The sequence below is a fragment of the Afipia massiliensis genome (assembly GCF_001006325.2).
Classification (GTDB): domain Bacteria; phylum Pseudomonadota; class Alphaproteobacteria; order Rhizobiales; family Xanthobacteraceae; genus Afipia; species Afipia massiliensis_A.
Window position 1 is genome coordinate 3,581,165 of sequence record NZ_LBIA02000001.1, and the last position, 22,213, is coordinate 3,603,377.

Annotated in this window: 20 protein-coding genes; 11 read left to right on the top strand and 9 right to left on the bottom strand. The window is 62.2% G+C overall.

All coding sequences use genetic code 11. From position 1 onward, the window contains the following. Positions 1-31: 31 nt before the first annotated feature. Together YH63_RS17345 and lptG are read right to left on the bottom strand one after the other, a co-directional pair. Positions 32-2,512, bottom strand: a complete 2,481-nt coding sequence (locus YH63_RS17345) for an LPS-assembly protein LptD (protein ID WP_170978705.1) — start codon at positions 2,510-2,512, stop codon at positions 32-34. Beyond that, a complete protein-coding gene (gene lptG / locus YH63_RS17350; protein WP_046826525.1) occupies positions 2,512-3,600 on the bottom strand; it encodes an LPS export ABC transporter permease LptG in 1,089 nt (362 codons plus the stop codon). The genes YH63_RS17345 and lptG overlap by 1 nt, the downstream gene beginning before the upstream one ends. 471 nt (positions 3,601-4,071) lie before the next feature. Between lptG and YH63_RS17360 the strand changes: the two genes are divergently transcribed. From YH63_RS17360 to YH63_RS17370, 3 genes are all read left to right on the top strand, one after another. Further along, positions 4,072-5,574, top strand: coding sequence for a leucyl aminopeptidase (locus YH63_RS17360; RefSeq protein ID WP_046826524.1), 1,503 nt, complete (start codon positions 4,072-4,074; stop codon positions 5,572-5,574). Between the two features lie 154 nt (positions 5,575-5,728). Next, on the top strand, positions 5,729-6,181 hold the full coding sequence (locus tag YH63_RS17365; protein WP_046826523.1) for a DNA polymerase III subunit chi: 453 nt from the start codon (positions 5,729-5,731) through the stop codon (positions 6,179-6,181). A 272-nt stretch (positions 6,182-6,453) separates the two neighbouring features. Then, positions 6,454-6,984, top strand: coding sequence for a hypothetical protein (locus YH63_RS17370; RefSeq protein ID WP_170978706.1), 531 nt, complete (start codon positions 6,454-6,456; stop codon positions 6,982-6,984). Positions 6,985-6,988: 4 nt separating this feature from the next. Here the strand turns inward: YH63_RS17370 and YH63_RS17375 are convergent, their stop codons facing one another. From YH63_RS17375 to YH63_RS17390, 4 genes are all read right to left on the bottom strand, one after another. Then, positions 6,989-8,863, bottom strand: a complete 1,875-nt coding sequence (locus tag YH63_RS17375; protein ID WP_046826522.1) for an ABC-F family ATP-binding cassette domain-containing protein — start codon at positions 8,861-8,863, stop codon at positions 6,989-6,991. A 108-nt stretch (positions 8,864-8,971) separates the two neighbouring features. Then, on the bottom strand, positions 8,972-9,178 hold the full coding sequence (locus YH63_RS17380; RefSeq protein WP_046826521.1) for a hypothetical protein: 207 nt from the start codon (positions 9,176-9,178) through the stop codon (positions 8,972-8,974). Between the two features lie 210 nt (positions 9,179-9,388). Beyond that, positions 9,389-9,649, bottom strand: a complete 261-nt coding sequence (locus YH63_RS17385; protein WP_046826520.1) for a hypothetical protein — start codon at positions 9,647-9,649, stop codon at positions 9,389-9,391. 169 nt (positions 9,650-9,818) lie between these two features. Then, positions 9,819-10,118 (bottom strand): sulfur globule protein precursor, encoded by a 300-nt coding sequence (locus YH63_RS17390; RefSeq protein WP_083992690.1) that lies wholly within the window; start codon positions 10,116-10,118, stop codon positions 9,819-9,821. Between the two features lie 324 nt (positions 10,119-10,442). Between YH63_RS17390 and ndk the strand changes: the two genes are divergently transcribed. Together ndk and YH63_RS17400 are read left to right on the top strand one after the other, a co-directional pair. Beyond that, the gene (ndk, locus tag YH63_RS17395; protein WP_046826519.1) at positions 10,443-10,865 is read left to right on the top strand and encodes a nucleoside-diphosphate kinase; all 423 of its coding nucleotides are present in this window, start codon (positions 10,443-10,445) and stop codon (positions 10,863-10,865) included. A gap of 37 nt (positions 10,866-10,902) precedes the next feature. Continuing rightward, positions 10,903-11,739: a TerC family protein gene (locus tag YH63_RS17400; protein ID WP_046826518.1), complete on the top strand. Its 837-nt coding sequence runs from the start codon at positions 10,903-10,905 to the stop codon at positions 11,737-11,739. A 19-nt stretch (positions 11,740-11,758) separates the two neighbouring features. On the opposite strand, the gene YH63_RS17405 is transcribed toward YH63_RS17400, so the two are convergent. After that, entirely contained in the window at positions 11,759-12,808 is a 1,050-nt protein-coding gene (locus YH63_RS17405; protein WP_246658078.1) for an autotransporter outer membrane beta-barrel domain-containing protein, read from the bottom strand. 354 nt (positions 12,809-13,162) lie between these two features. On the opposite strand from YH63_RS17405, the gene YH63_RS17410 reads away from it, so the two are divergent. Together YH63_RS17410 and YH63_RS17415 are read left to right on the top strand one after the other, a co-directional pair. After that, on the top strand, positions 13,163-13,366 hold the full coding sequence (locus YH63_RS17410) for a cold-shock protein (RefSeq protein WP_046826516.1): 204 nt from the start codon (positions 13,163-13,165) through the stop codon (positions 13,364-13,366). 162 nt (positions 13,367-13,528) lie between these two features. Continuing rightward, positions 13,529-14,863 carry a PQQ-dependent sugar dehydrogenase gene (locus YH63_RS17415; RefSeq protein ID WP_046826515.1) on the top strand — a complete coding sequence of 445 codons (1,335 nt, stop codon included), beginning with the start codon at positions 13,529-13,531 and terminating at the stop codon, positions 14,861-14,863. Here YH63_RS17415 and purN read toward each other — a convergent pair. After that, positions 14,856-15,509, bottom strand: coding sequence for a phosphoribosylglycinamide formyltransferase (gene purN / locus YH63_RS17420; RefSeq protein ID WP_046826514.1), 654 nt, complete (start codon positions 15,507-15,509; stop codon positions 14,856-14,858). The genes YH63_RS17415 and purN overlap by 8 nt on opposite strands. 1 nt (position 15,510) lies before the next feature. After that, the gene (gene purM / locus YH63_RS17425) at positions 15,511-16,584 is read right to left on the bottom strand and encodes a phosphoribosylformylglycinamidine cyclo-ligase (RefSeq protein WP_046826513.1); all 1,074 of its coding nucleotides are present in this window, start codon (positions 16,582-16,584) and stop codon (positions 15,511-15,513) included. A 347-nt stretch (positions 16,585-16,931) separates the two neighbouring features. Between purM and YH63_RS17430 the strand changes: the two genes are divergently transcribed. The 4 genes from YH63_RS17430 (at position 16,932) to ppx (ending at position 22,065) form a co-directional block, all read left to right on the top strand. Next, entirely contained in the window at positions 16,932-17,477 is a 546-nt protein-coding gene (locus tag YH63_RS17430; protein WP_046826512.1) for a CDP-alcohol phosphatidyltransferase family protein, read from the top strand. 40 nt (positions 17,478-17,517) lie between these two features. Beyond that, entirely contained in the window at positions 17,518-18,201 is a 684-nt protein-coding gene (locus tag YH63_RS17435; protein WP_046826511.1) for a DnaA ATPase domain-containing protein, read from the top strand. Positions 18,202-18,329: 128 nt separating this feature from the next. Then, positions 18,330-20,516 (top strand): RNA degradosome polyphosphate kinase, encoded by a 2,187-nt coding sequence (locus YH63_RS17440; RefSeq protein ID WP_046826510.1) that lies wholly within the window; start codon positions 18,330-18,332, stop codon positions 20,514-20,516. Positions 20,517-20,535: 19 nt separating this feature from the next. Beyond that, a complete protein-coding gene (ppx, locus tag YH63_RS17445) occupies positions 20,536-22,065 on the top strand; it encodes an exopolyphosphatase (RefSeq protein ID WP_137325234.1) in 1,530 nt (509 codons plus the stop codon). The last annotated feature ends 148 nt before the right edge of the window (positions 22,066-22,213 follow it).

The window sequence follows — 22,213 nt, forward strand, 5'->3', positions numbered from 1 at the left end:
GAGTTGGCTGCACCACCCAGCTACCAGAATATTACTGAGCAGCGCTAAATGACGTGCCGCCGATGGTGCGCAGGCCGATCTGCAGCATGATGCGGTGATCGGTGACGGGACTCGTGTAGCTCTTCGAGGTATACGCGTAGTCCGTGATGTAGTTGGCCGCGATGATGAAGCAGTCGTCTACGTAGCCCGCGCCCACGATGTACTGATTGACCGTCTGGTTAGCGATGTCGTAGCGCAGTGCGCCCGACAGCATCCAGTTGGTGGCTACCTTGATCGATCCGGTGGCCACGACGCCTTCGCGGCGCGTGAGGAAGCCGAGTTCAGGTTGTGCGTCGTAATTGCCGTACAGCAGGCTCACCCCGAAGCGGTCGAAACTAGCCCGGCCTTCGAGTTCGAAACGCCGCACAGTTCCCGTTGCCTCGTCGAGCCGGGTGCGGGCGATCAGACTGTAAATTCTGTTGGGTTGATAGGCGATGCGAGCGACATAGTCGGAGCGGGCGGTTTCAAGGCCACTGCCGATGCCGGTGTTGGTGGGATCCTGCACGGCGAACGAGTTCAGGCCGAACAGTTGATAGGACTGTCCGAACAACACATTGACGAAGCCGCCACGGTCGAACTGCGTCGTCGCCTGGACGCCGACATTGGCGCGGCCGCCGCCTTCGACGCGATCGTAGCCGGAGAATTTATCGACGCGGAACAGATTGCTGTCGTCAAACGTGAAGCTCTGTGCGTCTTCGTTGGGAAGGCGGCCGGCGCTCGGTTCGTTCGGCCGGATGATCAACTGGCCGATCGGTTCGATCGTCGTCGTGCCCCATGGCTGCACGTTGATGAATGGATAGCGATACTCGAGTCCGACCGTCGGCATTAGGCGCGCTGTCTGCGTCGAGCCGATCGGCAGGTAATTGGAAACGCCAGGCTGGTTGTCGATGTTGGCGCTGATCACGTCACCGCGCAGCGACGCGAACGGCGTGAAGATCTGCCCGATGGAATCGGTGAACGACCGGCGCCATTCCACCTCGGCCGTCAGCCGCGTGTAGTCGCCGGGAATACCGCGCAGGAGGCATTGCGATCGGGTTCTCGCCAGCGGGTCGGCCGAGGTCGGCAGGCAATACCCAGCGGCGAATGCTGTCGGGTTGATCGCGTCAAATGAGGCGGTCTGGCGGCTCAGGCTGGTGAAGTTTGCCTTATAGCTGAACTCGCCGCCGAGAACGTTGCGGTTGAGCACGTTGGAATAATCGATCACCGGATGAACGATCGGAATTGTGCTTTGATCGTCGGCGGCCGAATAGCCGAGGAAGTGCATCACGCGCGCGTCGAAATAACTGCGGTTGCCGACGCCGGTGAGATAGATCTGCGACAAGCCCGTATCGGGCGTCAGCAGGAATGCGTTAAGCGCGTTCTTGTACGGGCCCAAGCCGTAGTCAAAGAAGAACGATTTATCCGAGACGGCGACCGCATCCCAGCCCCAGACCCATTTGTCGTTCAACGCGAACTGGCCTTTGGTATCAATGCCGCCGCGGAACTCGCGATCGCCGGGTTCGCCGTTGAACTGCTTTTGATCGTTCTGGCGAATGCCATAGCCACGGATTTCGTAAGCGCCATTGATCAGGCGCTGACGGAATTCGCCCTGCAACAACAGGCCCTGCTTGGTGGTGTAGCGCGGCGACACGGTCGCGTCATAGTCTGGAGCCAACGCGAAGTAATAGGGCACCTCGATGCCGACACCGTAGCGCGTGCTCGACGAATAGTTCGGAATCAGGAAGCCGCTCTTGCGCTTGACCGTCGGGTCCGGCGTCGAGAAGAACGGCAGATACGCGATCGGCTGGCCGAAGAATTCGAGGCGCGCGTCCTCGAAGTACAGCATCTTCTCGGTCTGGTTGTGGATGATGCGCGCACCCTTGACCTGCCACAGCGGCGGTTTCTTCGGATTGTCCTTACAGGCTGCGCAGGCAGTGTAGACGCCGTTCTGGAAAATCGTGACCTCGCCGCCGGTGCGATCCGCGCGCGTCGCCGCCATGCGGGTCTGATCGGCGGTGTCGAGCCGCAGCGAATCGACGAAGCCGTCACGGTAATCGTCCGACAGGTCGAGCAGGTTGGCGTAGGTGATCTTGCCGTCAGGGTCGGTCAACCGGACGTTGCCTTCGGCATGCAGGCGCTTGGTCTTCTGGTCATAGATGACCTTGTCGGCCTCGAGCGTCGATCCGTTGTAGTAGATCTGGACGCTGCCGACCGCCGAGACACGCGAATTGTTGTAGTCGTAATTGACCTCCGCGGCCTGCACGAGCATCTGCCCGTCATTGGCCTGCTGGGCCGGCTTCTGCTTGGGCGGCTTGGGCGGCTGGGGATTGTATCGGAAGGATTGCTGGGCCGACGCGGGTGTCACACCCGCGTTGCCGAAGCCGGCTGCCAGGCCAAGCCCCAGAACTGCAGACATGACCAAGCTTTGACGGCGCAAGCGAATGCGCCGCCTGAACGCAGGCGTCCGTCCTTGGAGGGCGGCGACAACGGCCACTACCCGTCCTCCTGGTACAGCAAAGCCAAAAATCCCGAGAGGCCGCCCACGCAAACAGGCAACCACGCGGCAGCGAGCGGATGCATCAACTCGGCCTTGCTTAAATCTTCAGTTACTTTCGAGAGGACATAGAGCAGAAACCCTGCTGCAACGCCACTCAAAACCATCTTTTGCACGCCGCCGAAGCGGAAGAACCGCAAGCTCACAGCGGCTGCGAGCATCACCATTGCAGCCAGTAAAAATGGGCGTGCGATGAGCTTCTGGTACTGCAGGCGGTAACCGGCTGTGGCCTGGCCGGAGTTCTCGGACGATCTGATGTAGTCCGGGAGTTGCCAAAATGACACGGTTTCGGGAGTGGAGAAGCTGTTCCGGACCTGGGCCGGGGTGAGGCTCGTGACCAGTGTAAAGGTATCTTGTTCCTCTGGCGGGCTATCGAGCTTGTACCTGCGTACCTGTTTGAACACCCACTGGCCGGGTTCAAGGGTGGCTTCCTTCGCCTCGATTCGTTCCCTGAAAACGCCGGACGTGTCGTATCTGAATACCGTGATGCCGGTCAGGAGCGCGCCTTGTCCCTGGCTCCGGGCGGCGTTGATGATGCTCTGTCCTTCGCTGGTCGACTGATTGAGCCAGAAGCCTGCGCCATCCTGGTTCGCCGGCGCACCATCAGTGAAGATCTTGGTCTCCATGCTCTTGGCGCGTTCGAGCATCTCCGCCGACATCGGATTGTAGAGCACAGTTGCAAGGACACCGAGGATGAGTGCGCTGAGCAGGGCAGGAGTTATGAACTGCCAGGCCGAGATGCCGGAGGCGCGCGCCACCACGAGTTCGAGCCGTCGCGACAAGGCGAGGAACGACACCATTGCACCGATCAGAATGCAGAACGGCATCAGTTTTTCGAGCGACAGCGGCACGCGAAACAGCGCGGTCTGCGCGACAAAGAGACCCGACAGATTCGGCACGCTTCCGGCGCGGCGCATCAGTTCGATGTAGTCGACGGTAATGACCAGCACGAAGATCGCGCCGAAGGTCATGACCGATGCGATCACGAAACGGGCGGCGAAATAGCGTGCGAGAATTGTCGTTACCATGCGCGCTTCCGCCTCACGCCAACGCCCACCGCCGGACGAGCCGTGCGGTCGCGATAGTCCGGGCGGACGACGGCATTGCCGTCCGGGCAACAGTGGTATCGATCGAGCCCATCGGGCAGTTGTATCCCCAACTCCAGCCGGATTTCGTGAGCGCGCCCAAACCTCTTGCGAAGTTCCCCCAGGCGCGGAATCGAGCTTTCCGGCACATTCTTATTTCATAGCATCCCTTTGATTGGTCAACAAAATGGCCGACCTGAGGCTGGGTGCCAACTGTGGTTAATAAAACATCATCGTTGCTTTGGGGCCACTCCGGGGGCAAGCGGCTGCTGCCGTAGGCGGGCTTGATTGCGGCGCGCTTGGCAGCGCACGCCGGAACGCGTCATAGTGCGCCGTCTTATGTCCCGAATCTGAGCGTCCGCCGGATTCTGGTCCCTTTGCTGCGCAAGCCGCGACTATCTGGAGGATTTGCTTATGACCGACGCCGTGAAGGTCGGCTTCGTACCGTTTTCCGCTGCCCCACGCGGCGTTCTGGTGGTGTTCTGCGACGAAACGCTCAAGTTCGGGCCCGCAACGATCAAGGCGCTGGGAACTGCGGCGAACGCCGTCAAACGCGCCGCGACAATGAACCAGTTCAAGGCGAAAAGCGGCTCCACGATGGATATCCTGGCGCCGGAAGGCCTCAAGGCCGGCCGCCTGATCGTCCTCAGCGCCGGCAAGATAGCTTCGCTGAAGGACCGCGACTTCCTGAAATTCGGCGGCAAGATCGCCGCCAAGATCACCGCCGGCACGGAGGCCGTCACGGTTCTCGCCGAGCTTCCATCGGGTGCGATGAAGGGATCGCAGGCCGCGTCGGTCGCATCGGGCGTCCGGCTGCGCGCCTATCGGTTCAACCGTTACAAGACCACGAAAAAGGACGGCGACAACGCGCCGCTGCGCGCGCAGTTCTCGGTCGCGGTCGCCGATGTCGCTGCGGCACGCAAGGCGTTCGCGCCGGAGAATCATATTGTGGACGGCGTGCTGGTCGCGCGCGATCTCGTCAATGAACCGCCGAACGTGCTGTTCCCCGCGGAATTCGCGCGGCGTGCAGCACTGCTGCGGAAACTCGGCGTCAAGGTCGAGATTCTCGACGTCAAGGCGATGACGAAACTCGGCATGGGCGCGCTGCTCGGCGTCTCGCAAGGTTCGGAACACGACGGCCGCATGGTCATCATGCGCTGGAACGGCGGCAAGGCCGGTGAGCAGCCAATTGCTTTCGTCGGCAAGGGCGTGTGCTTCGACACCGGCGGCATTTCAATCAAGCCGGCCGGCAGCATGGAAGACATGAAGGGCGACATGGGCGGCGCGGCCTGCGTCGTTGGCCTGATGCACGCGCTGGCCGCACGCAAGGCGAAGGTGAATGTGGTCGGCGCGATCGGCCTCGTTGAAAACATGCCGGACGGCAACGCGCAGCGGCCCGGCGATATCGTCACATCGATGTCGGGACAGACCATCGAGATCATTAATACCGATGCCGAAGGCCGCCTCGTGCTGGCCGACGTGCTTTGGTATGTGGCGAAAAAGCACAAGCCGAAGTTCATGGTCGATCTGGCGACTCTCACCGGCGCGATCATGGTTGCGCTCGGTGTCGATTACGCAGGCATGTTCTCGAATGACGACAAGCTTGCGGAACGTCTGACGGCTGCGGGGCAGGAGACCGGCGAGCGCGTGTGGCGCATGCCACTCGGTCCCGAATACGACAAGCAGATCGACTCGCAGTTCGCCGACATGAAGAACACCGGCAGCCGCAACGGCGGTTCGATCACCGCGGCGCAGTTCCTGAAGCGTTTCGTCGATGATACGCCGTGGGCGCATCTCGATATCGCCGGTACGGCGATGGGGGTTCCCGCGTCGGATCTGAACCGCAGCTGGGGATCGGGATACGGCGTGCGCTTGCTGAACAAGCTGGTGGCGGACAACTACGAGGCGAAGCGCTGAAGGCCCTTCGGCGTCATTGCGAGGAGCGCTTGCGACGAAGCAATCCAGTTCTTGCTGTTTCCAAGGCTGGATTGCTTCGCGGAGCCTGTCATCGGGCGGCGCTTTGCGCCGACCCGTTGGCTCGCAATGACGACTTGCAACCTGGCGGCACGCGATGACCGAAGTCCTGTTCTATCATCTGCAAGATACGGCACTTGAGAAGGTGTTGCCGCCGCTGCTTGAGAAATCGCTTGAGCGCGGATGGCGCGTCGCTGTGCAGACCGGATCGGAAGAGCGCGCGGAAGTGCTCGACGCGCATCTGTGGACGTATCGCGACGATTCCTTTTTGCCGCACAGCACATGGCGGGAGAGCGACGTCGCGAACCAACCGATCGTTCTCACCGTGGATGATGGCAATCCGAACAATGCCAATGTCAGGTTTATCGTCGATGCCGCAGGTTTGCCCAAGGATTGCGCGACATATGACCGCGTGGTTCTCGTTTTCAACGGCGACGACGATGAAGCTCTCAGCGTCGCTCGCGCGGCTTGGGCGGACGGCAAATCGCGCGGTCTGGATCTGACGTACTGGCAGACCGATGAACGCGGCAAATGGCAGAAGCGGGCGTAAGCTGAAGCACGATGACAATTGCGTAACGCGGCTTCTCTCGCCGCGCTGCGCGCCGGTCCGCGTTAACAATACAGTCTTTTTTCGTTGACCAGACCGGCGGTTAGCCACCATGGTGCCGCAAAGGGGTGGTGGAAGGCCAGACGAGCGCAGTGATCGGCGAGTGTTCCATCTTGTCGCCCAAAGACGCGCAAATGATTCTTTAGGCATTTGCTTTAAGTGATGTCCTGGTTCCGAAACGCGCAGCAAGCGCTGAAGTTGGTGTGAGAACGAATTTGAGCGTCCTGCGTAAAAGCATCCATGTCCGGCAGTTGGCGGCCCTTGTCATCCTGGCCCCCATGATGGCTGGCTGCGGCGGACTGTCCGACTTCTCGCTCAAGGACCAGGAATGGTTCGCGCGACCAGGCAGGATTTTCAAAGGCGGCAATAGCGCGATTGAAACGCCGCCGCTGAGTTCGTCGAAGGAAGTCTCGCAGAGCGACCTGATTTCGTCAGATGGTCAATGTCCGGGCATGCCTGCAGCCGGCGCGCCTGCCGATGCCAACGCATCGTCGGAAGGTCAGGTCTCCGTGGCTCCGGTCGCGCTGGGTCATACCGAATGCGATGTCGCGCGTGCGATTCCTGTCGCGCCCGACAACGTCAACCTGTCGAGCAATGCGCGCGGTGACCGCGTCGCGCTCATTACCTGGCGGAGCGGACCGCGCCCCGGCGCCTATACATTCACGTCCGGCCGCCTGACGTCGATCGAACGTGTCGATGTGCCGCCGCCCGAGAAGCCCGCGCGCGGGACCAAGAAGCGCTCCTAAATTTTCAGCCTGCCGCTTCGTCGTAGGACGAGCTTGCTTCCAGCCACTCGTCCTCTGCGCGTTGCAGCGCATCGGCCGCACTTGCGCGGGCCTTGGTGAGTTGTGCTGCCTGTTTCGGATCGCGCTTGAACAGATCGGGCAGGGCAAGCGCGACATCGATCTTCTCGATGATGCCGGTGATCCGCGCGATCTCGCTTTCCGCGTTCGAGATTTTCTGCTTGAGCGGGACGCGCTTTTCCTTGGGACGCTGCGGTTTGTCGCGGCCGTTGCCGCGCTCATTGCCAGCGCGGTCGCGGCTTGAAGCGCGCATGCCGCGCGCGGTCAGCACAGACCGGCGATAGTCGTCGAGATCGCCGTCGTAAGGCGTCACGGCGCGGTCGGCGACCACCCACAACTGATCGGCGCAGGCTTCGATCAGGTAGCGATCATGCGAGACCATGATGATCGCGCCGGGAAAGTCGTTGATGGCTTCCGCGAGCGCTGCGCGGCTGTCGATATCCAGATGGTTGGTCGGCTCGTCGAGAATGATCATGTTCGGGCCGTAGAATGTCGCAAGCCCGAGCAGAAGCCGCGCCTTCTCGCCGCCGGACAGCGAACTCACTTTGGTGTCGCCAGCCTTGCCGGAAAACCCGATGGCGCCGGTGCGGGCGCGCACTTTGGTTTCCGTCTCGTGCGGCATCAGCCTGCGCAGATGATCGTAAGCCGAGCCCTCGAGATCGAGTTCGTCGGTCTGATGCTGCGCGAAGTATCCGACCGACAGCTTGTCGGCGCGCACGACCTTGCCGGAAAACGGCGGGAGCTTGCCGGCGAGCAGTTTCACCAGCGTCGATTTGCCGTTGCCGTTGGAGCCGAGCAGCGCGATGCGATCATCGTCGTCGATGCGCAGCGTGACGTTGTTGAGCACCGGCTTTGCCGGATCGTATCCGACCGACACACCGTCCACCGCGATAATAGGCGGCGAGAGAATCTTGTCGGGCGTCGGAAATGTGATCTCGCGAACGTCCTGCGTCACGAGCGCCGTGACCGGCTTCATCCGCTCCAGCATTTTCACGCGCGATTGCGCCTGCTTGGCTTTCGAAGCCTTCGCCTTGAAGCGATCGACGAACGCCTGCAACCGCTTGCGCTCGTCCATCTGCTTCTTGGCATGCTTGGCGTCGAGCATCTCGCGGGTGGCGCGCTGTTCCTCGAACGACGAATAGGTGCCCTTGTAGAGCGTGAGCTTGCCGCGATCGAGATGCAGGATCTGATCGACGGACGTATCGAGCAGGTCGCGGTCGTGGCTGATGACGATCACGGTGCGTGGATAGTTCGCAAGATGATCCTCGAGCCAGAGCGTGCCTTCAAGATCGAGGTAGTTGGTCGGCTCGTCGAGCAGAAGAAGGTCAGGCGCCGCGAACAGCGTCGCCGCCAGCGCCACGCGCATGCGCCAGCCGCCGGAGAATTCCGAGCAGGAGCGCAATTGATCGGCGGCGGAGAAACCGAGGCCGGAGAGAATGGCCGCGGCGCGGGCAGGGGCGGAATGCGCATCGATGTCCACGAGCCGGGTCTGGATATCCGCGATGCGATGCGGATCGTGGGCGGTTTCCGCCTCATGCAGCAGCGCGGCGCGCTCCAGATCCGCCTTGAGAACGACGTCGATCAGGCTCTCCGGGCCATCGGGCGCTTCCTGCGCGAGGCTGCCCACGCGCCAGCGCGGCGGAATCGAAATTGAGCCGGTTTCTGTCGGCAATTCGCCTCGAATGGCGTGAAACAGCGTCGATTTGCCGACGCCGTTGCGTCCGACGAAGCCAACGCGCGCGCCCGGCACGATTTGCACCGTGCTTTGGTCGATCAAAAGGCGTCCGGCGATCCGGATGGAGATGTCATTGATGGAGAGCATGGCGGGCTTTTACGAAACAGGCCGCCGAACGCAACTGCTTTGTCAGGTCGAATTGTGACGGATGGCGGCGCTTTTGGCGTGCGCGACCCGGCTATTGGAGCAAACGCGCTAGCGCGTTTGCATGTCCGGCACCAGCGAGGGAGCCTTTTCGCCATCGAGCTCGGGCAAACGTGCGATCACCGCGCGCAGGCGCTGCGACATGTCCGGCGACTCGCGATTGAGCGCATCGCGCAGCTTTTCGCCGATGCCTTGCCAGACGGCCTCGCAGTGGATGTGATCGAGATGGACGTCCCGCGTGTCGACTCGATTGGGCATGGCGTGTTCCAATTCGTTTCAACTTCAATTCAAATTACACCGGACCAAGTCCACAGGGGTGAATTCGTTCAGACGTTCGCGCCGGATGGTGAGCAACCGGTAAAAATTAAAACTTCGGGAACCGGGAACTTGCGATGAGGATGAAGAAAGCCCCCGAACAGTGTCACCTGCCGGGGGCCTGAAGTCTGGGAGAAGCGGATTGCGATCTGCTTAGTAGCAGACGTTCACCACGCGGTAGCGCAGGCCATACGGCGTATCGACCAGGCGCTTCACGTAGCAGCCGCCATAACCGCCGCCGTAGCCGCCGGCGAAGAAGCCGTACCCGCCACCCCAGTGGCCGTGGCCGTGATGGTGACCATGATGATGGTGATGATGCCAGCCCTTGCCCTTGGCTGAAGCGGCGGTGGGAAGCATGGCGGCGGTGGACAGAGCAGCGACAGCAGCCAGTCCAAGAACGAGTTTGCGCAACATGACAAGTCTCCTTCGGTTTGGCGCGGGGCGCCTTGATGTGTCCCTGCATGTCTGTCGATGCGTCCGTGCGGATGGTTCGATCCGCCGGTGCGAAAAAAGACCGGCCGCTTTTGGCGGCCGGTCAAGTCCGGGAACCGGGTTCGGGGAAGTCAGGAAAGCAATCGCTGGATCAGTAGCAGCGATTTACCAGCCGCTCCCGATAGCCCCACGGGGTCGGAACCAGACGGCGCACGTAACAGCCGCCGTAACCGCCACCTGCAAAGTAACTCGGAGCGCCCCAGCCGCGACCGCCCCAGCCACGATGATGATGGTGGTGATGACCGCCATGTCCACCGTGCCAGCCGCCGTGTCCGCCGCCACCCAAGACACCGACGCTGCGCCATTCCCGCGCCGAGGCAGCCGAAGGCGTCAATGCAGCCGCACCGAGAGCTGCCGCCGCGATGCATACAAGTGCGAGTTTGCGAAACATGGTCATCTCCTTAAGTTCGCTGCGAGGCGTGGGCGGGATACGCCAAACCTCGCTGCTCATAAAGTTAGACCCGCGATCCTGAACCTGACCGTGCTGGCCGGGTCAGTCAGCGTTCATGTTGATGAAATCGGAGTAAGCTTGGAAGTAAGCCTTGGGAGAGGTTGATAAAATCGAAGCAGGGCTTGGCAGGAGCGCGCTGCGGGGGTATCGGGGGCGTGATGTCGTCCATCCCGGGCGGGCTCTGGTATACCAGCTTGCCGTCGCATCACCGCGCCGTTATAAGCGCGGCAACCCTTCCAACAGACCCTTCCAAGGACAGTTATCATGGCGATTGAGCGCACCTTTTCGATTATCAAGCCGGACGCGACCGCGCGCAATCTGACCGGCGCCGTCAACGCCATTATCGAAAAGGCCGGACTGAAGATCGTTGCGCAAAAGCGCATCCTGATGACCCGCGCCCAGGCCGAGACGTTCTACGCCGTGCACAAGGCGCGTCCGTTCTTCGGCGAACTGGTCGATTTCATGATTTCCGGCCCGGTGGTGGTCCAGGTCCTCGAAGGCGAGGGCGCCATCCTGAAGTATCGCGACGTGATGGGCGCGACCGATCCGTCGAAGGCCGCTGACGGCACCATCCGCAAGGCGCACGCCAAGTCGATCGGCGAGAACTCGGTGCATGGTTCGGACGCTGCCGAAACCGCGACGATCGAGATCGCGCAGTTCTTTGCAGGAAATGAAATCGTCGGCTGAGTAACAGCCGCACTAAATTGGCCGGGGGGCCTTTGACGTGAACTGGATTGCGCAGATCTTCGATCCCGCCTCCATCGGCGGTCTCGTCACTCAGTTCGAGAGTGAGATTCAGCACCCCCAGTTCTGGGTCGCCCTGACCAAGATCATCTGGATCAACGTGCTGTTGTCCGGTGACAACGCGCTGGTGATTGCGCTGGCATGCCGCGGACTGCAACCCAGTCAGCGCGTATGGGGCATGGTGCTGGGTGCGGGTGTTGCGGTTTTCCTGCGCATCATCTTCACCTTCATCGTCGTGACGCTGATGACGATTCCGTTCCTCAAGCTGATCGGCGGACTGGCGCTGATCGTCATCGCGGCGAAACTCCTCGTGCCTGAAAAGGAAGACGAGGACGGCGTGCAGGCCGCGGCCCATCTGTGGGCGGCGGTGCGCATCGTCGCCATCGCCGACATCATCATGAGCCTCGACAACGTCATCGCGGTCGCGGCCGCCGCCAACGGCAGCATCGTGCTGATGGTGCTCGGCCTTGCGATCAGCATTCCGATGATCGTGGCCGGAGCTGCGCTGATCATGGCGCTGCTCGACCGCATGCCGGCCTTGATCTGGCTGGGCGCAGCACTGCTGGGCTGGATCGCGGGCGAGGTGATCGCCACCGATCCTGCCGTTGTGCCCTTGCTGCACAGTGTGCTCAACGGCCACATCGCGCTCGATCTCGATACGACCTCGACGATGTTCGGCTTCGCCAGGCATCTCAAGTTCGATGGCGAGATCGGCGAGATCACGCTCGCATTGCTCGGCGTGATCGTGGTGCTGGCGGTGGGTACGGTCTGGCGCCGCCGCGCATTGCGCGAACACGAAGCACCTGCGGCGGCCTGAGGCCGCGACACTTAGCGCATTACCACTTCAACTCGACGCCCAGCGTCCCCTGGTGCGACTGGTATCCGTCGCGGAACCTGCCGTCGTAGTTGGCGTAAAGCCGAGCCGCATTGCTGAAGATCCAGGACGCGGCAGCACCCGCGTCGGCACCGTTCCGACTTTCGCCAATGCCTTGCACGCTGATCGCGTTGTTGCCGAGGCTGACCTGAACCGCGCCGATGTTCTGCGCGAAGTTATCGACGAACTTGCCATACACCGACACGTCGATCGCCTGCTGGCCGACGATCCAGTAATGGCCGACTTCCGCGCCGGCCAGTACACGGGCGCGTTCGCCGTGCCCGGCGGCGACCGTCACCGGATTGAGGCCGCCGACCTCCGAGAAACTGTCTGTGCGCGCCGAAACGTATTCGAGTGCGACCTTGGGCACGATCCGGCTCTGGCCGAAGGAGTAGGTATAGTTGAGCTCGCCGAGCACGCCGTCGATGCTGCCGCGATAGTTCGCGAGCGCGCCGCCGATCAATGTGGCGCGGGTTGAACTGATCCGCGCGAAACCATGAACCGCCGCCATCGCCACCGTCCACGGGCCGTTGACGTATGATGCGTTGACGCCAAGCTGCGTCATGCCGAGCGTTGCGGATTGCAGCGCGAGCGGTACATCGATCCAGGTGTGACTCTGATCGACCGAAAATCCGACGTTCAGGCCGGGCGCAACGGTGGTGCCGATGCCGCCGACGATCCCAAGCGTCCCGCGCTTGTCGCCGACGAAGGTGCCTTGTGCGGCCGTGCGCGCGCGGATGCCGTAGGTTTCCGCCCATGTCCGGTACAGCGGCTCGGCGGTGCTTTGCGACGCGCCACCGCCGCCGGAATTATCCCGCGCTGCGTATCCGTAGGTCGCTTCACGTGCGAGACGTTGCAGAAAGCTGCTGCCGATGTCGAATTGCGCGGCGTTGACCGAGAATTGGGCGTTGTTGTCAGTGACGCCCGGGACGGGTGGTACGAATTGTGCGCTGGCGTTTGAGGCCGCGCACATCGCGGTCAGGCCGGCCACAGTCGCGTGCAGCACCTTCATGCGCCTCAAGCCCGGTCGCGATGCTGTCATTCTCATAAAAACGGAACTCAAATGGATTTGCTGCAACCGCGTCCCGCGATTAGCCGCGAATCCAACGCTTGCGTCAACGTGCCGCCGCGCAGACCGGAGCCATTCGCACCCTCTGTGTTGCTCGCGCCACAGGCATTTTGTGGCTTCGTACCGTCTTGCTAAGACGAAATTTTCGTGTTGGGATTGTTGCTGCAATCGGATTTGGGCCGTTCGGCTGTGCACTTGGAAGACACTACATCCAGCAAAACATTTGAAGCCCGCTAGCGGCGTGGCACGCGATGAGCGTGACCGCGTCTTTTTTATATCTGAACGAGGAGACGGACGTTGGCAAAAGGTACGGTGAAGTGGTTCAACCCGACCAAAGGCTACGGGTTCATCAAACCGGTGGTCGGTGACAAGGACGTGTTCGTTCACATCTCGGCGGTGGAACGCGCAGGGCTTTCCACCCTCAACGAAAACCAGACTGTCGAATACGATCTCGTGGATAATCGCGGCAAGTCATCCGCGGAAAACCTGAAAGTTTCCTGATCGCGACATAACGGGAATGCGATGCTCCCCCGGCCACCAGCCGGGGGTTTTTGTTTGTGCCTTCGAGTTCGGCGGCGCAGAGCGTGAATTCTGCGTGATCGCTGTTTCGTACCTTGAACGGTTGGCTGGCCTGTGCGTTGCCAGAGGACACTGAGGATCAATATGTACAGCAATAGCCGCACCATCCTTCTGCTTGGGGCACTTGCCCTGACCTTGGCCGCCTGCAATGAGCAGGCGAACGTCCCCATTGAGCAGGGTTACGGCCCCAAGCCGACGTTGCCGGAGCCGAAGAGTTCGTGGATACCGACGGTCAAGATCGCCACCGCCACGGGTTGGCCATCCGGTGAAAAGCCGACGGCAGCGGACGGGTTTTCAGTGACGGCGCTCGCGTCCGGCCTGGATCATCCACGCACGCTGTTCGTATTGCCGAACGGCGACGTGCTGGTTGCGGAAACCAATGCCCCGCCGAAGCCCGATGACGGCGGCGGAATCAAGGGGTGGGTAACCAAGAAGGTGATGGGACGTGCAGGCGCAGGCGTGCCGAGCGCGAACCGCATCACGCTGCTGCGTGACGCGGACGGCGATGGCAAGGCCGAGACGAAATCCGTCTTTCTCGAAAATCTGAATTCGCCGTTCGGCATGGCGCTGGTGGGCAATGATTTCTACGTCGCCAACACCGATGCGATCATGAAGTTCACCTACCGCGACGGCGACACCAGGATCACGACGGCCGGCACCAAGGTGGCGGATCTGCCAGGCGGCCGGCGCAATCATCACTGGACCAAGGATCTGATCGCCGGTCCCGACGGGACGAAGCTCTATGCGACCGTCGGCTCCAACAGCAATGTCGGCGAAAACGGCATGGAGGCAGAGAAGGATCGCGCGGCCGTTCTCGAAATCGACATCGCGACAGGCTCGTCGCGGGTGTTCGCGTCGGGACTGCGTAATCCGAACGGGCCCGCGTGGCAGCCGCAGAGCGGCGCGCTGTGGGTTGCGGTCAATGAGCGCGACGAAATCGGCAGCGATCTCGTGCCTGACTACATGACGTCCGTGAAGGACGGCGGGTTCTACGGCTGGCCTTACAGCTACTTTGGCCAGCATGTGGACGTGCGCGTCAGCCCGCCGCGTCCGGACCTTGTGGCCAAGGCGATCGTGCCGGACTACGCGCTCGGGCCGCACACCGCGTCGCTCGGACTGACGTTCTATCAGGGCGATCTGTTTTCAGAGTCGTTCAAGAATGGCGCGTTCGTCGGCCAACACGGATCATGGAACAGGAATCCGCGCAGCGGCTACAAGGTGATCTTTGTGCCGTTCAAGGACGGTATGCCGTCCGGCAAGCCGCAGGATATCCTCACCGGATTTCTCAACGACCAGGGAGAAGCGCGTGGCAGGCCGGTGGGCGTGGCGATCGACAAGCAGGGTGCGCTGCTGGTGGCCGACGACGTCGGCAACATGGTGTGGCGCGTGACCCCTGCGGCAAAGTCCGCGTCTAGGTAATCGCCGGCACGATCAGCGCGGTATCAGGACCTGCATTGCCGGTCTTGCAGAAGCCGTTCTCGAGCCGCGTGCCGCCGCTGGCGACGAGGCGCAGCGCATCCGGATAAATCCGATGCTCGACGCCGAGGACACGCACAGCCAGCGCGTCCGGCGTATCGTCGTCATGCACCGCGACCGCGCCCTGCATGACGATCGGACCGGAGTCCATTTCCGGCACCACGAAATGAACCGTCGCGCCGTGAATCTTGACGCCGTCGGCCAGCGCGCGCTCGTGGGTATGCAGGCCGCGATAGGACGGCAGCAGGGCCGGGTGGATATTGAGCATCCGTCCCTCCCACTGCTTGACGAACCACGGCGTCAGCAGGCGCATGAATCCTGCTAGGCAGACCAGTTCGATGTTGTGGGCCACAAGCACGTCATGCAGCTTGCGCTCGAATGCTTCGCGGTCCTTGCCGAACGGCTTGCTTTCCACGGTCGCGGTCTCGATCCCGGCGTCGCTCGCCTTTGCCAGTCCCCCGGCGCCCGCGATGTTGGAGATCACCAGAACGATCTCTGCGGGATAGTCCTTGGCCTTCGCGGCCTCGATCAGCGCGGTCATGTTCGAGCCGCGGCCCGAAATCAGAATGGCGACGCGGCGTCGTACCATCTCAATCCGCCAGGTTGAGGTGGCCGTCGTAAATCACGCGCTCGTCGCCTGATGCTTCGACCACTTCGCCAAGATCCACGACGCGCTCGCCATTCTGCGAGAATACGTCCATCACCTCGGCGAGCTGTTCGCGCTTGACGATCGCGATCATACCGATGCCGCAGTTGAAGGTGCGCAGCAATTCGAGTTCGGCAATGTTGCCCTCGCGCGCCAGCCACTTGAACACCGGCAACACCGGCACGGCGGTCAGATCAATGCGGACGCCGAGATGCTTCGGCAGTACGCGCGGGATATTGTCGGTGAAGCCGCCGCCGGTGATGTGGGCGAGGCCCTTGACCGCGCCGGTCTGGCGGATCGCCGCAAGGCAAGACTTCACATAGAGCTTGGTCGGCGTGAGCAGCGCTCCGCCGAGCGTCATCACGGGCGCGAACGGCGCCGGCGCGTCGAACGTCACGCCGGATTTCTCGACGACCTTGCGCACCAGCGAAAAGCCATTGGAATGGACGCCGGAGGAGGCGAGGCCGATCACCGCGTCGCCGGGACCGATGTTCTTGTGCGGCAGCAGCGTGCCGCGTTCGGCCGCGCCCACCGCGAAGCCCGCGAGGTCATAGTCGCCGTCCTTGTAGAGGCCGGGCATTTCGGCGGTCTCGCCGCCGATCAGCGCGCAGCCGGATTCACGGCAGCCTTCGGCGACGCCCGCCACAATCGAGGCGGTGGCCTCGGGGTCGAGCTTGCCACAGGCGAAGTAGTCCAGAAAGAACAGCGGTTCCGCACCTTGAACGACGAGATCGTTGACCGACATCGCCACGAGGTCGATGCCTATGCCGCCGTGGATCCCGGTCTCGATGGCGATCTTGACCTTGGTGCCGACGCCGTCTGTGGCGGCAACCAGCACAGGGTCCTTGAAACCCGCAGCCTTGAGGTCAAACAGGCCGCCGAAACCACCGATTTCGGCATCGGCGCCCGGCCGTGCGGTGGCGCGCACCATTGGCTTGATGAGGTCAACCAGCCGGTTTCCGGCGTCGATATCGACGCCAGCGGAGGAGTAGGTCAGGCCGGATTTTTGATCGGTCATACTAACCACCACACCAGGTTTCCGTGAGTTAGCCGGTGGTTACGTCGGATTTTGCGCTGGCGCAATGGCTGGTGGACGGGCTGTGCATAGCTAGGAGAACGGGACTTCTGACGGCGGGGCGTCCTGAAGTGGATTTGACATTCGCACCCGGCTCAACCGCAAGCGCGCAATGCGAATGTCAAATCCAAAACTGCTCTGGAAGCTTATACTTGCCAATGGTCCTTCGATTCTAACATTTGCAAAAGCGCCCCCTGAAACGGGACGCCAATGCTGGAATCCGACCGCCCGCCGCATCCTATGCAAGGCTGTGGGGGGCCGCTAAAAGACGGAGAGCCGGGAAAAAGCGCGTGAATCTGCCGAACATCATCACTCTTGGCCGCATCTTGCTGGTGCCGGTCATCGTCTGGGCGATCGCGTCGAACCAGATGACCATCGCTTTTGTGATCTTCGTCGTGGCGGGGGTCAGCGATGCTATCGACGGGTTCCTCGCCAAGCGGTTCAACATGGCGACCGAAATCGGGGCGCTGCTCGATCCGGTCGCCGACAAGGCGCTGCTGGTGTCGATCTATGTCGCGCTCGGAATCTCGGGTGACATTCCGCGCTGGCTGGTGATCCTGGTGGTGTCGCGCGATTTCATGATTGTGGGCGCGGTGATCATCTCGTGGATTCTCGACAATCCCGTTCCGATGAAGCCGCTGATGGTGTCCAAGCTCAACACCGTGGCGCAGGTGGCGTTCGCCGCACTGGTGCTGGCATCGCTTGGTTTCGGTTTCAGTACAGCGCCTTACGAGATCGCGTTGATGTTGTGTGTCACGGTCTTGACGCTGCTTTCGGTGTCCTTCTATCTCGTCGAGTGGGCAAGGCACATGAGTGCAGGCGCTCCAACGCCTTGAATGCGATGATGGCCGCGTATTGCGTACCTGGAGTGACTGCGTGGTAGTCCGCGTCCGCCCTCGTCAATTGGCCCTTGCGTTGCCGCACGCGGAGAGCCTGACGCGCGACAATTTTCTGGAAGGTTCCGCGAACGCGCAGGCGCTTGCCCTGATCGATGCGTGGCCGGATTGGCCCAACCGCGTGATGATGCTGGTGGGGCCCGAGGGCAGCGGCAAAAGCCATCTCGCGTCGATCTGGGCGGATGAGGCGGGCGCGCGGTCGGTCGCGGCACATACGCTGACACCGGACAATGTGCCGGGCGAGCTCGCGACCGGAGCGCTGGTTGTGGACGATCTCGACCCCGCGTCATTCGACGATCGCGCGCTGTTTCACCTGCTCAACCTCGCACGCGAAGACGAGGCCTATATCCTGATGACGGGGCGGGCGCAGCCGTCCTCGTTCGCGGTGACGTTGCACGACCTGCGGTCGCGGTTGCGGGCGGTGCCGGTGGTGACGCTGACGCCGCCGGACGATCAGTTGTTTCGCGCGCTGATCGTCAAGTTCTGCGCCGACCGGCAGATGAGTGTGGACGAGAGCATTGTCAGCTATCTCGCGACCCGCATCGAACGCTCGTTCGCGGCGGCGCGGCGAGCGGTCGAACAGCTCGACGAAGAGGCGCTTCGGCAGCGCCGCCCGGTGACCCGCGCGCTGGCGGCGGAAGTGCTGAAAGACACTGCGGCCTGACCGCGCAGGGACTTGGTCATTAACCGGTCCTGGCTCATCATGTCATCGAACTGTCATGACAGTGGCACATTGTCTCTGTGGAACGGGCCTAAGGTCCGGTCTGATGACATGATATGAGGTTTCGCTTCATGGACGCCGCGCAAGCTGTTGTAAAAAAAGAAGAAAATGAAGAAATCGTAAGCGTGTCGTCGATCGGGTCGAGCCCCGAGCGCTTCATCAATCGCGAATTGTCATGGCTCCATTTCAATCGCCGCGTGCTGGAAGAGTCGGTCAATCTCAATCATCCGGCGCTGGAGCGGGTCCGGTTCCTGTCGATTTCGGCCAATAACCTTGACGAGTTCTTCATGGTCCGCGTCGCGGGCCTCAAGGCGCAGGTCCGCGAAGGCATCGCCGAGCGCAGCCCTGACGGCTCGACGCCCACCGAACAGCTCGCCAAGATCAACGAGACCGTCTCGAAGCTCGCCAGCGACCAGCAAGAGATCTGGCGCGATCTGCGCCATGTGCTGTCCGATGTCGGAATCGTTCTGGTCGACGGCAAGGACGTCACCAAGGCCGAAGGGAGCTGGATCGAGGACCATTTCCTTCACAACATTTTCCCGCTGCTGACGCCGCTGGCGATCGACCCGGCGCATCCGTTCCCGTTCATTCCGAGTCTCGGCTTCACCATCGCGCTGCATCTGGCGCGCGTGTCCGACGGCAAGGCGATGAATGCGCTGATCCGCATGCCGGGCAAGATCGACCGTTTCATCAAGCTGCCGGCCGGCAAGGACGGCTCGGTGCGTCTCATCACGCTCGAACAAGCCACCGGCCTGTTCATCGGCCGGCTGTTCCCGGGCTACACCGTCAAGGGGCGGGGCGCGTTCCGCATCATCCGCGACTCCGAACTGGAAATCGAGGAAGAGGCCGAGGATCTCGTTCGCCTGTTCGAGTCGGCGCTGAAGCGCCGCCGTCGCGGGTCGGTGATCCGTCTCGAAATCGAAGCCCACATGCCAGACGAACTGCGCGCCTTCGTGCAGCGCGCGCTGTCGGTGCCGGACGATGACGTCCTGCTGGTCGACGGCGTGCTCGCCATGAACGAGCTGTCGCAACTGACGCGGCTGGATCGTCCCGATCTCGAATTCACGCCTTACGTGCCGCGTCACCCCGAGCGTGTCCGCGACCACGGCGGCGACATTTTCGCGGCGATCCGGCAGAAGGATCTGGTCGTCCACCATCCGTATGAATCGTTCGACGTCGTCGTGCAGTTCCTGCAGCAGGCGGCGCGCGACCCCGACGTCGTTGCCATCAAGCAGACGCTCTATCGCACCTCGCGCGATTCGCCGATCGTGAGAACGCTTGTTGAAGCTGCCGAAGCCGGCAAGTCGGTGACGGCGCTGATCGAACTCAAGGCGCGGTTCGACGAAGAAGCCAACATTCGCTGGGCACGCGATCTCGAACGTGCCGGCGTGCAGGTCGTCTACGGGTTCCTGGAACTGAAGACCCACGCCAAGCTGTCGCTGGTGGTGCGCCGGGAAGGCGCAGGTCTCACGACCTACGTTCACGCCGGCACCGGCAACTACCATCCCGTTACGGCGCGCATTTATACAGACCTGTCGTACTTCACCTCGGACCCGGTGATCGCGCGCGATGCCGCGCGCGTGTTCAACTACATCACCGGCTACGCCGAGCCGCGCGACATCGAGAAGATGGGCGTGTCGCCGCTGACGCTGCGCAAGCGGATGATCGAGCACATTCACGCCGAGAGCAATCACGCGCGTCACGGCAAGCCGGCGGCGATCTGGCTGAAAATGAATTCTCTGGTCGATCCCGAGATCATCGACGCGCTCTACGAGGCGTCGCAGGCCGGCGTCTCGATTGATCTGGTGATCCGCGGAATCTGCTGCCTGCGTCCCGGTGTTCCCGGGCTGTCGGAGAACATCCGTGTCAAATCGATCATCGGCCGGTTCCTGGAACACGGACGTGTCTACTGCTTTGGTATGGGTCACGGCCTGCCGAGTGCGAAGGCGGCTGTGTATATCTCGTCAGCCGACATGATGCCGCGCAACCTCGACCGCCGCGTCGAGGTCCTGTGCCCGCTGCAAAATCCTACGGTTCATCAGCAGGTTCTCGAGCAAATCATGGTCGCCAACCTGAAAGACAACGAACAAAGCTGGCAGTTGTTGCCGGATGGGTCGTCAACGCGTATGAAGGCCGCGAAGGGCGAGGAACCTTTCAACGTGCACAATTATTTCATGACGAATCCGAGTCTGTCAGGCCGTGGAAAGTCGCTTAAAGAATCTTCGCCACGTCGTCTTACGCGCCGTTCGGAGCGTTAGCGGCACGAAGAACGAATCCGTGGCCCCCGCAGCCGTTCGCGAACGTCATCGCAGCGTGCGCAAGGTTTCCAAGAGCGTCGCCGTCATTGACATCGGATCGAACTCGGTCCGTCTCGTTGTCTATGAAGACAAGACGCGCAATCTCGCGCCGATCTTCAACGAGAAGACGCTGTGCGGCCTAGGGCGCGAAGTGCAGTCCACCGGGCTTCTCGCCGCCGACGCCGTCGAGAAGGCGCTCGTTGCGCTGAAGCGCTTCAAGGCGCTCTGCAAGGTGATGAAAGTCGGCGAGGTTCATGCGATCGCGACGGCAGCCTGCCGCGACGCGACCAACGGACCGGACTTCATCGCCAAGGCCGAACGCATCTGCGGCTGCGCCATCGACATCCTGCCCGGCGCGCGCGAAGCGAAGCTGTCCGCGCTTGGCGTGGCGTCGGGTGTCTACAAGCCGGACGGGATCGTCGGTGACCTCGGCGGCGGCTCGCTCGAGCTTGTCGATGTACGCGGTCATCGCATCCGCACCGGAACGACGTTGCCGCTCGGCGGCCTCGCATTGCAGGACGCGTCGCAGAAATCGCTGAAGAAGGCGGAACGTCTCGTCGCCAGTCAGTTGACCGGGCTGCCGCAACTTAAGGCGGGGACGGGGCGGACATTTTACGCGGTCGGCGGCACATGGCGCGCGCTGGCGCGCATCCACATCATTCAAAGCGGTTATCCGCTGCGCGTCATGCACGGCTACAGCATTCCAGCGGCCGATGCGCTCGACTTTGCGCGACGGCTTCGCCGTCTCGCCGCGAGCAATACGCTTGCCGATATCGAGACTGTGGCCGATGCCCGCCGTCCGCTGCTGACCTATGCGGCGCTGGTGCTGGAATATATCATTCGTGTCGCGAAGCCGAAGACCATCGTGTTCTCGACCTACGGAGTTCGCGAAGGATTGCTCTACGAGATGCTGCCGGAAAAGGAGCAGCGCAGGGACGGGCTGATCGCCACGGCGCAGACGATGAACGAGTTGCGGTCGCGCTCGCCGCGCCACGCCGATGATCTGATCATGTGGACCGACAAGCTGTTCCGGGTCGCGGGCCTGCGCGAAACCGACGACGAGAAGCGGCTGCGTCATGCGGCTTGCTGGCTGTCCGATGCAGCCTGGCGCGCCCATCCGGATCACCGCGGCGAGCAATCGCTCGATTTCATCATCAACGGAAATTTCGGCGCGGTGACGCATGAGGGCAGGGTATTTCTCGCGCTCGCGGCTTTCTATCGTTACGCCGGATTGAATCCGGAGAACGAGGCGCCGGAATCGGTGCGCGCGCTCATTCCGCCCGCGATGGTCGAGCGTGCGCGCCTGGTCGGCGCTGCGTTCCGCGTTGCGTTCATGATCTCCGCGGCGCAGCGCGGCGTGCTGCCCCACACGCATTTCCGCAATCAGGGCCGCAAGCTTATCCTGGTGTTCGACAAGCGGGCCACCGACCTTGCCGCCGACCGCGTCACCAATCGCTTCAAGCAGCTCTCGCGCCTGATCGGGCGCACCGGCACGATCGTAAAACAATAGGGATGCGCGCGTCTGCTGGATCTTTCGGCAGGCTCGATCCCGGTCCATTGTGGTATGCGACGGCGCTGGCGCTCGTTGCAGGCTTGGCAGCTCCGTTCTTTCTCGTCGATCTGCCTCCGGTTCTGGATTATCCGAACCATCTCGCGCG

Bases quoted from the DNA above. Each gene is read 5' to 3' on its own strand.
- lptG (WP_046826525.1), bottom strand. From the start codon at position 3,600: ATGGTAACGACAATTCTCGCACGCTATTTCGCCGCCCGTTTCGTGATC.
- YH63_RS17360 (WP_046826524.1), top strand. From the start codon at position 4,072: ATGACCGACGCCGTGAAGGTCGGCTTCGTACCGTTTTCCGCTGCCCCA.
- YH63_RS17365 (WP_046826523.1), top strand. From the start codon at position 5,729: ATGACCGAAGTCCTGTTCTATCATCTGCAAGATACGGCACTTGAGAAG.
- YH63_RS17375 (WP_046826522.1), bottom strand. From the start codon at position 8,863: ATGCTCTCCATCAATGACATCTCCATCCGGATCGCCGGACGCCTTTTG.
- YH63_RS17380 (WP_046826521.1), bottom strand. From the start codon at position 9,178: ATGCCCAATCGAGTCGACACGCGGGACGTCCATCTCGATCACATCCAC.
- YH63_RS17385 (WP_046826520.1), bottom strand. From the start codon at position 9,649: ATGTTGCGCAAACTCGTTCTTGGACTGGCTGCTGTCGCTGCTCTGTCC.
- YH63_RS17390 (WP_083992690.1), bottom strand. From the start codon at position 10,118: ATGTTTCGCAAACTCGCACTTGTATGCATCGCGGCGGCAGCTCTCGGT.
- ndk (WP_046826519.1), top strand. From the start codon at position 10,443: ATGGCGATTGAGCGCACCTTTTCGATTATCAAGCCGGACGCGACCGCG.
- YH63_RS17405 (WP_246658078.1), bottom strand. From the start codon at position 12,808: ATGAAGGTGCTGCACGCGACTGTGGCCGGCCTGACCGCGATGTGCGCG.
- YH63_RS17415 (WP_046826515.1), top strand. From the start codon at position 13,529: ATGTACAGCAATAGCCGCACCATCCTTCTGCTTGGGGCACTTGCCCTG.
- purN (WP_046826514.1), bottom strand. From the start codon at position 15,509: ATGGTACGACGCCGCGTCGCCATTCTGATTTCGGGCCGCGGCTCGAAC.
- purM (WP_046826513.1), bottom strand. From the start codon at position 16,584: ATGACCGATCAAAAATCCGGCCTGACCTACTCCTCCGCTGGCGTCGAT.
- YH63_RS17440 (WP_046826510.1), top strand. From the start codon at position 18,330: ATGGACGCCGCGCAAGCTGTTGTAAAAAAAGAAGAAAATGAAGAAATC.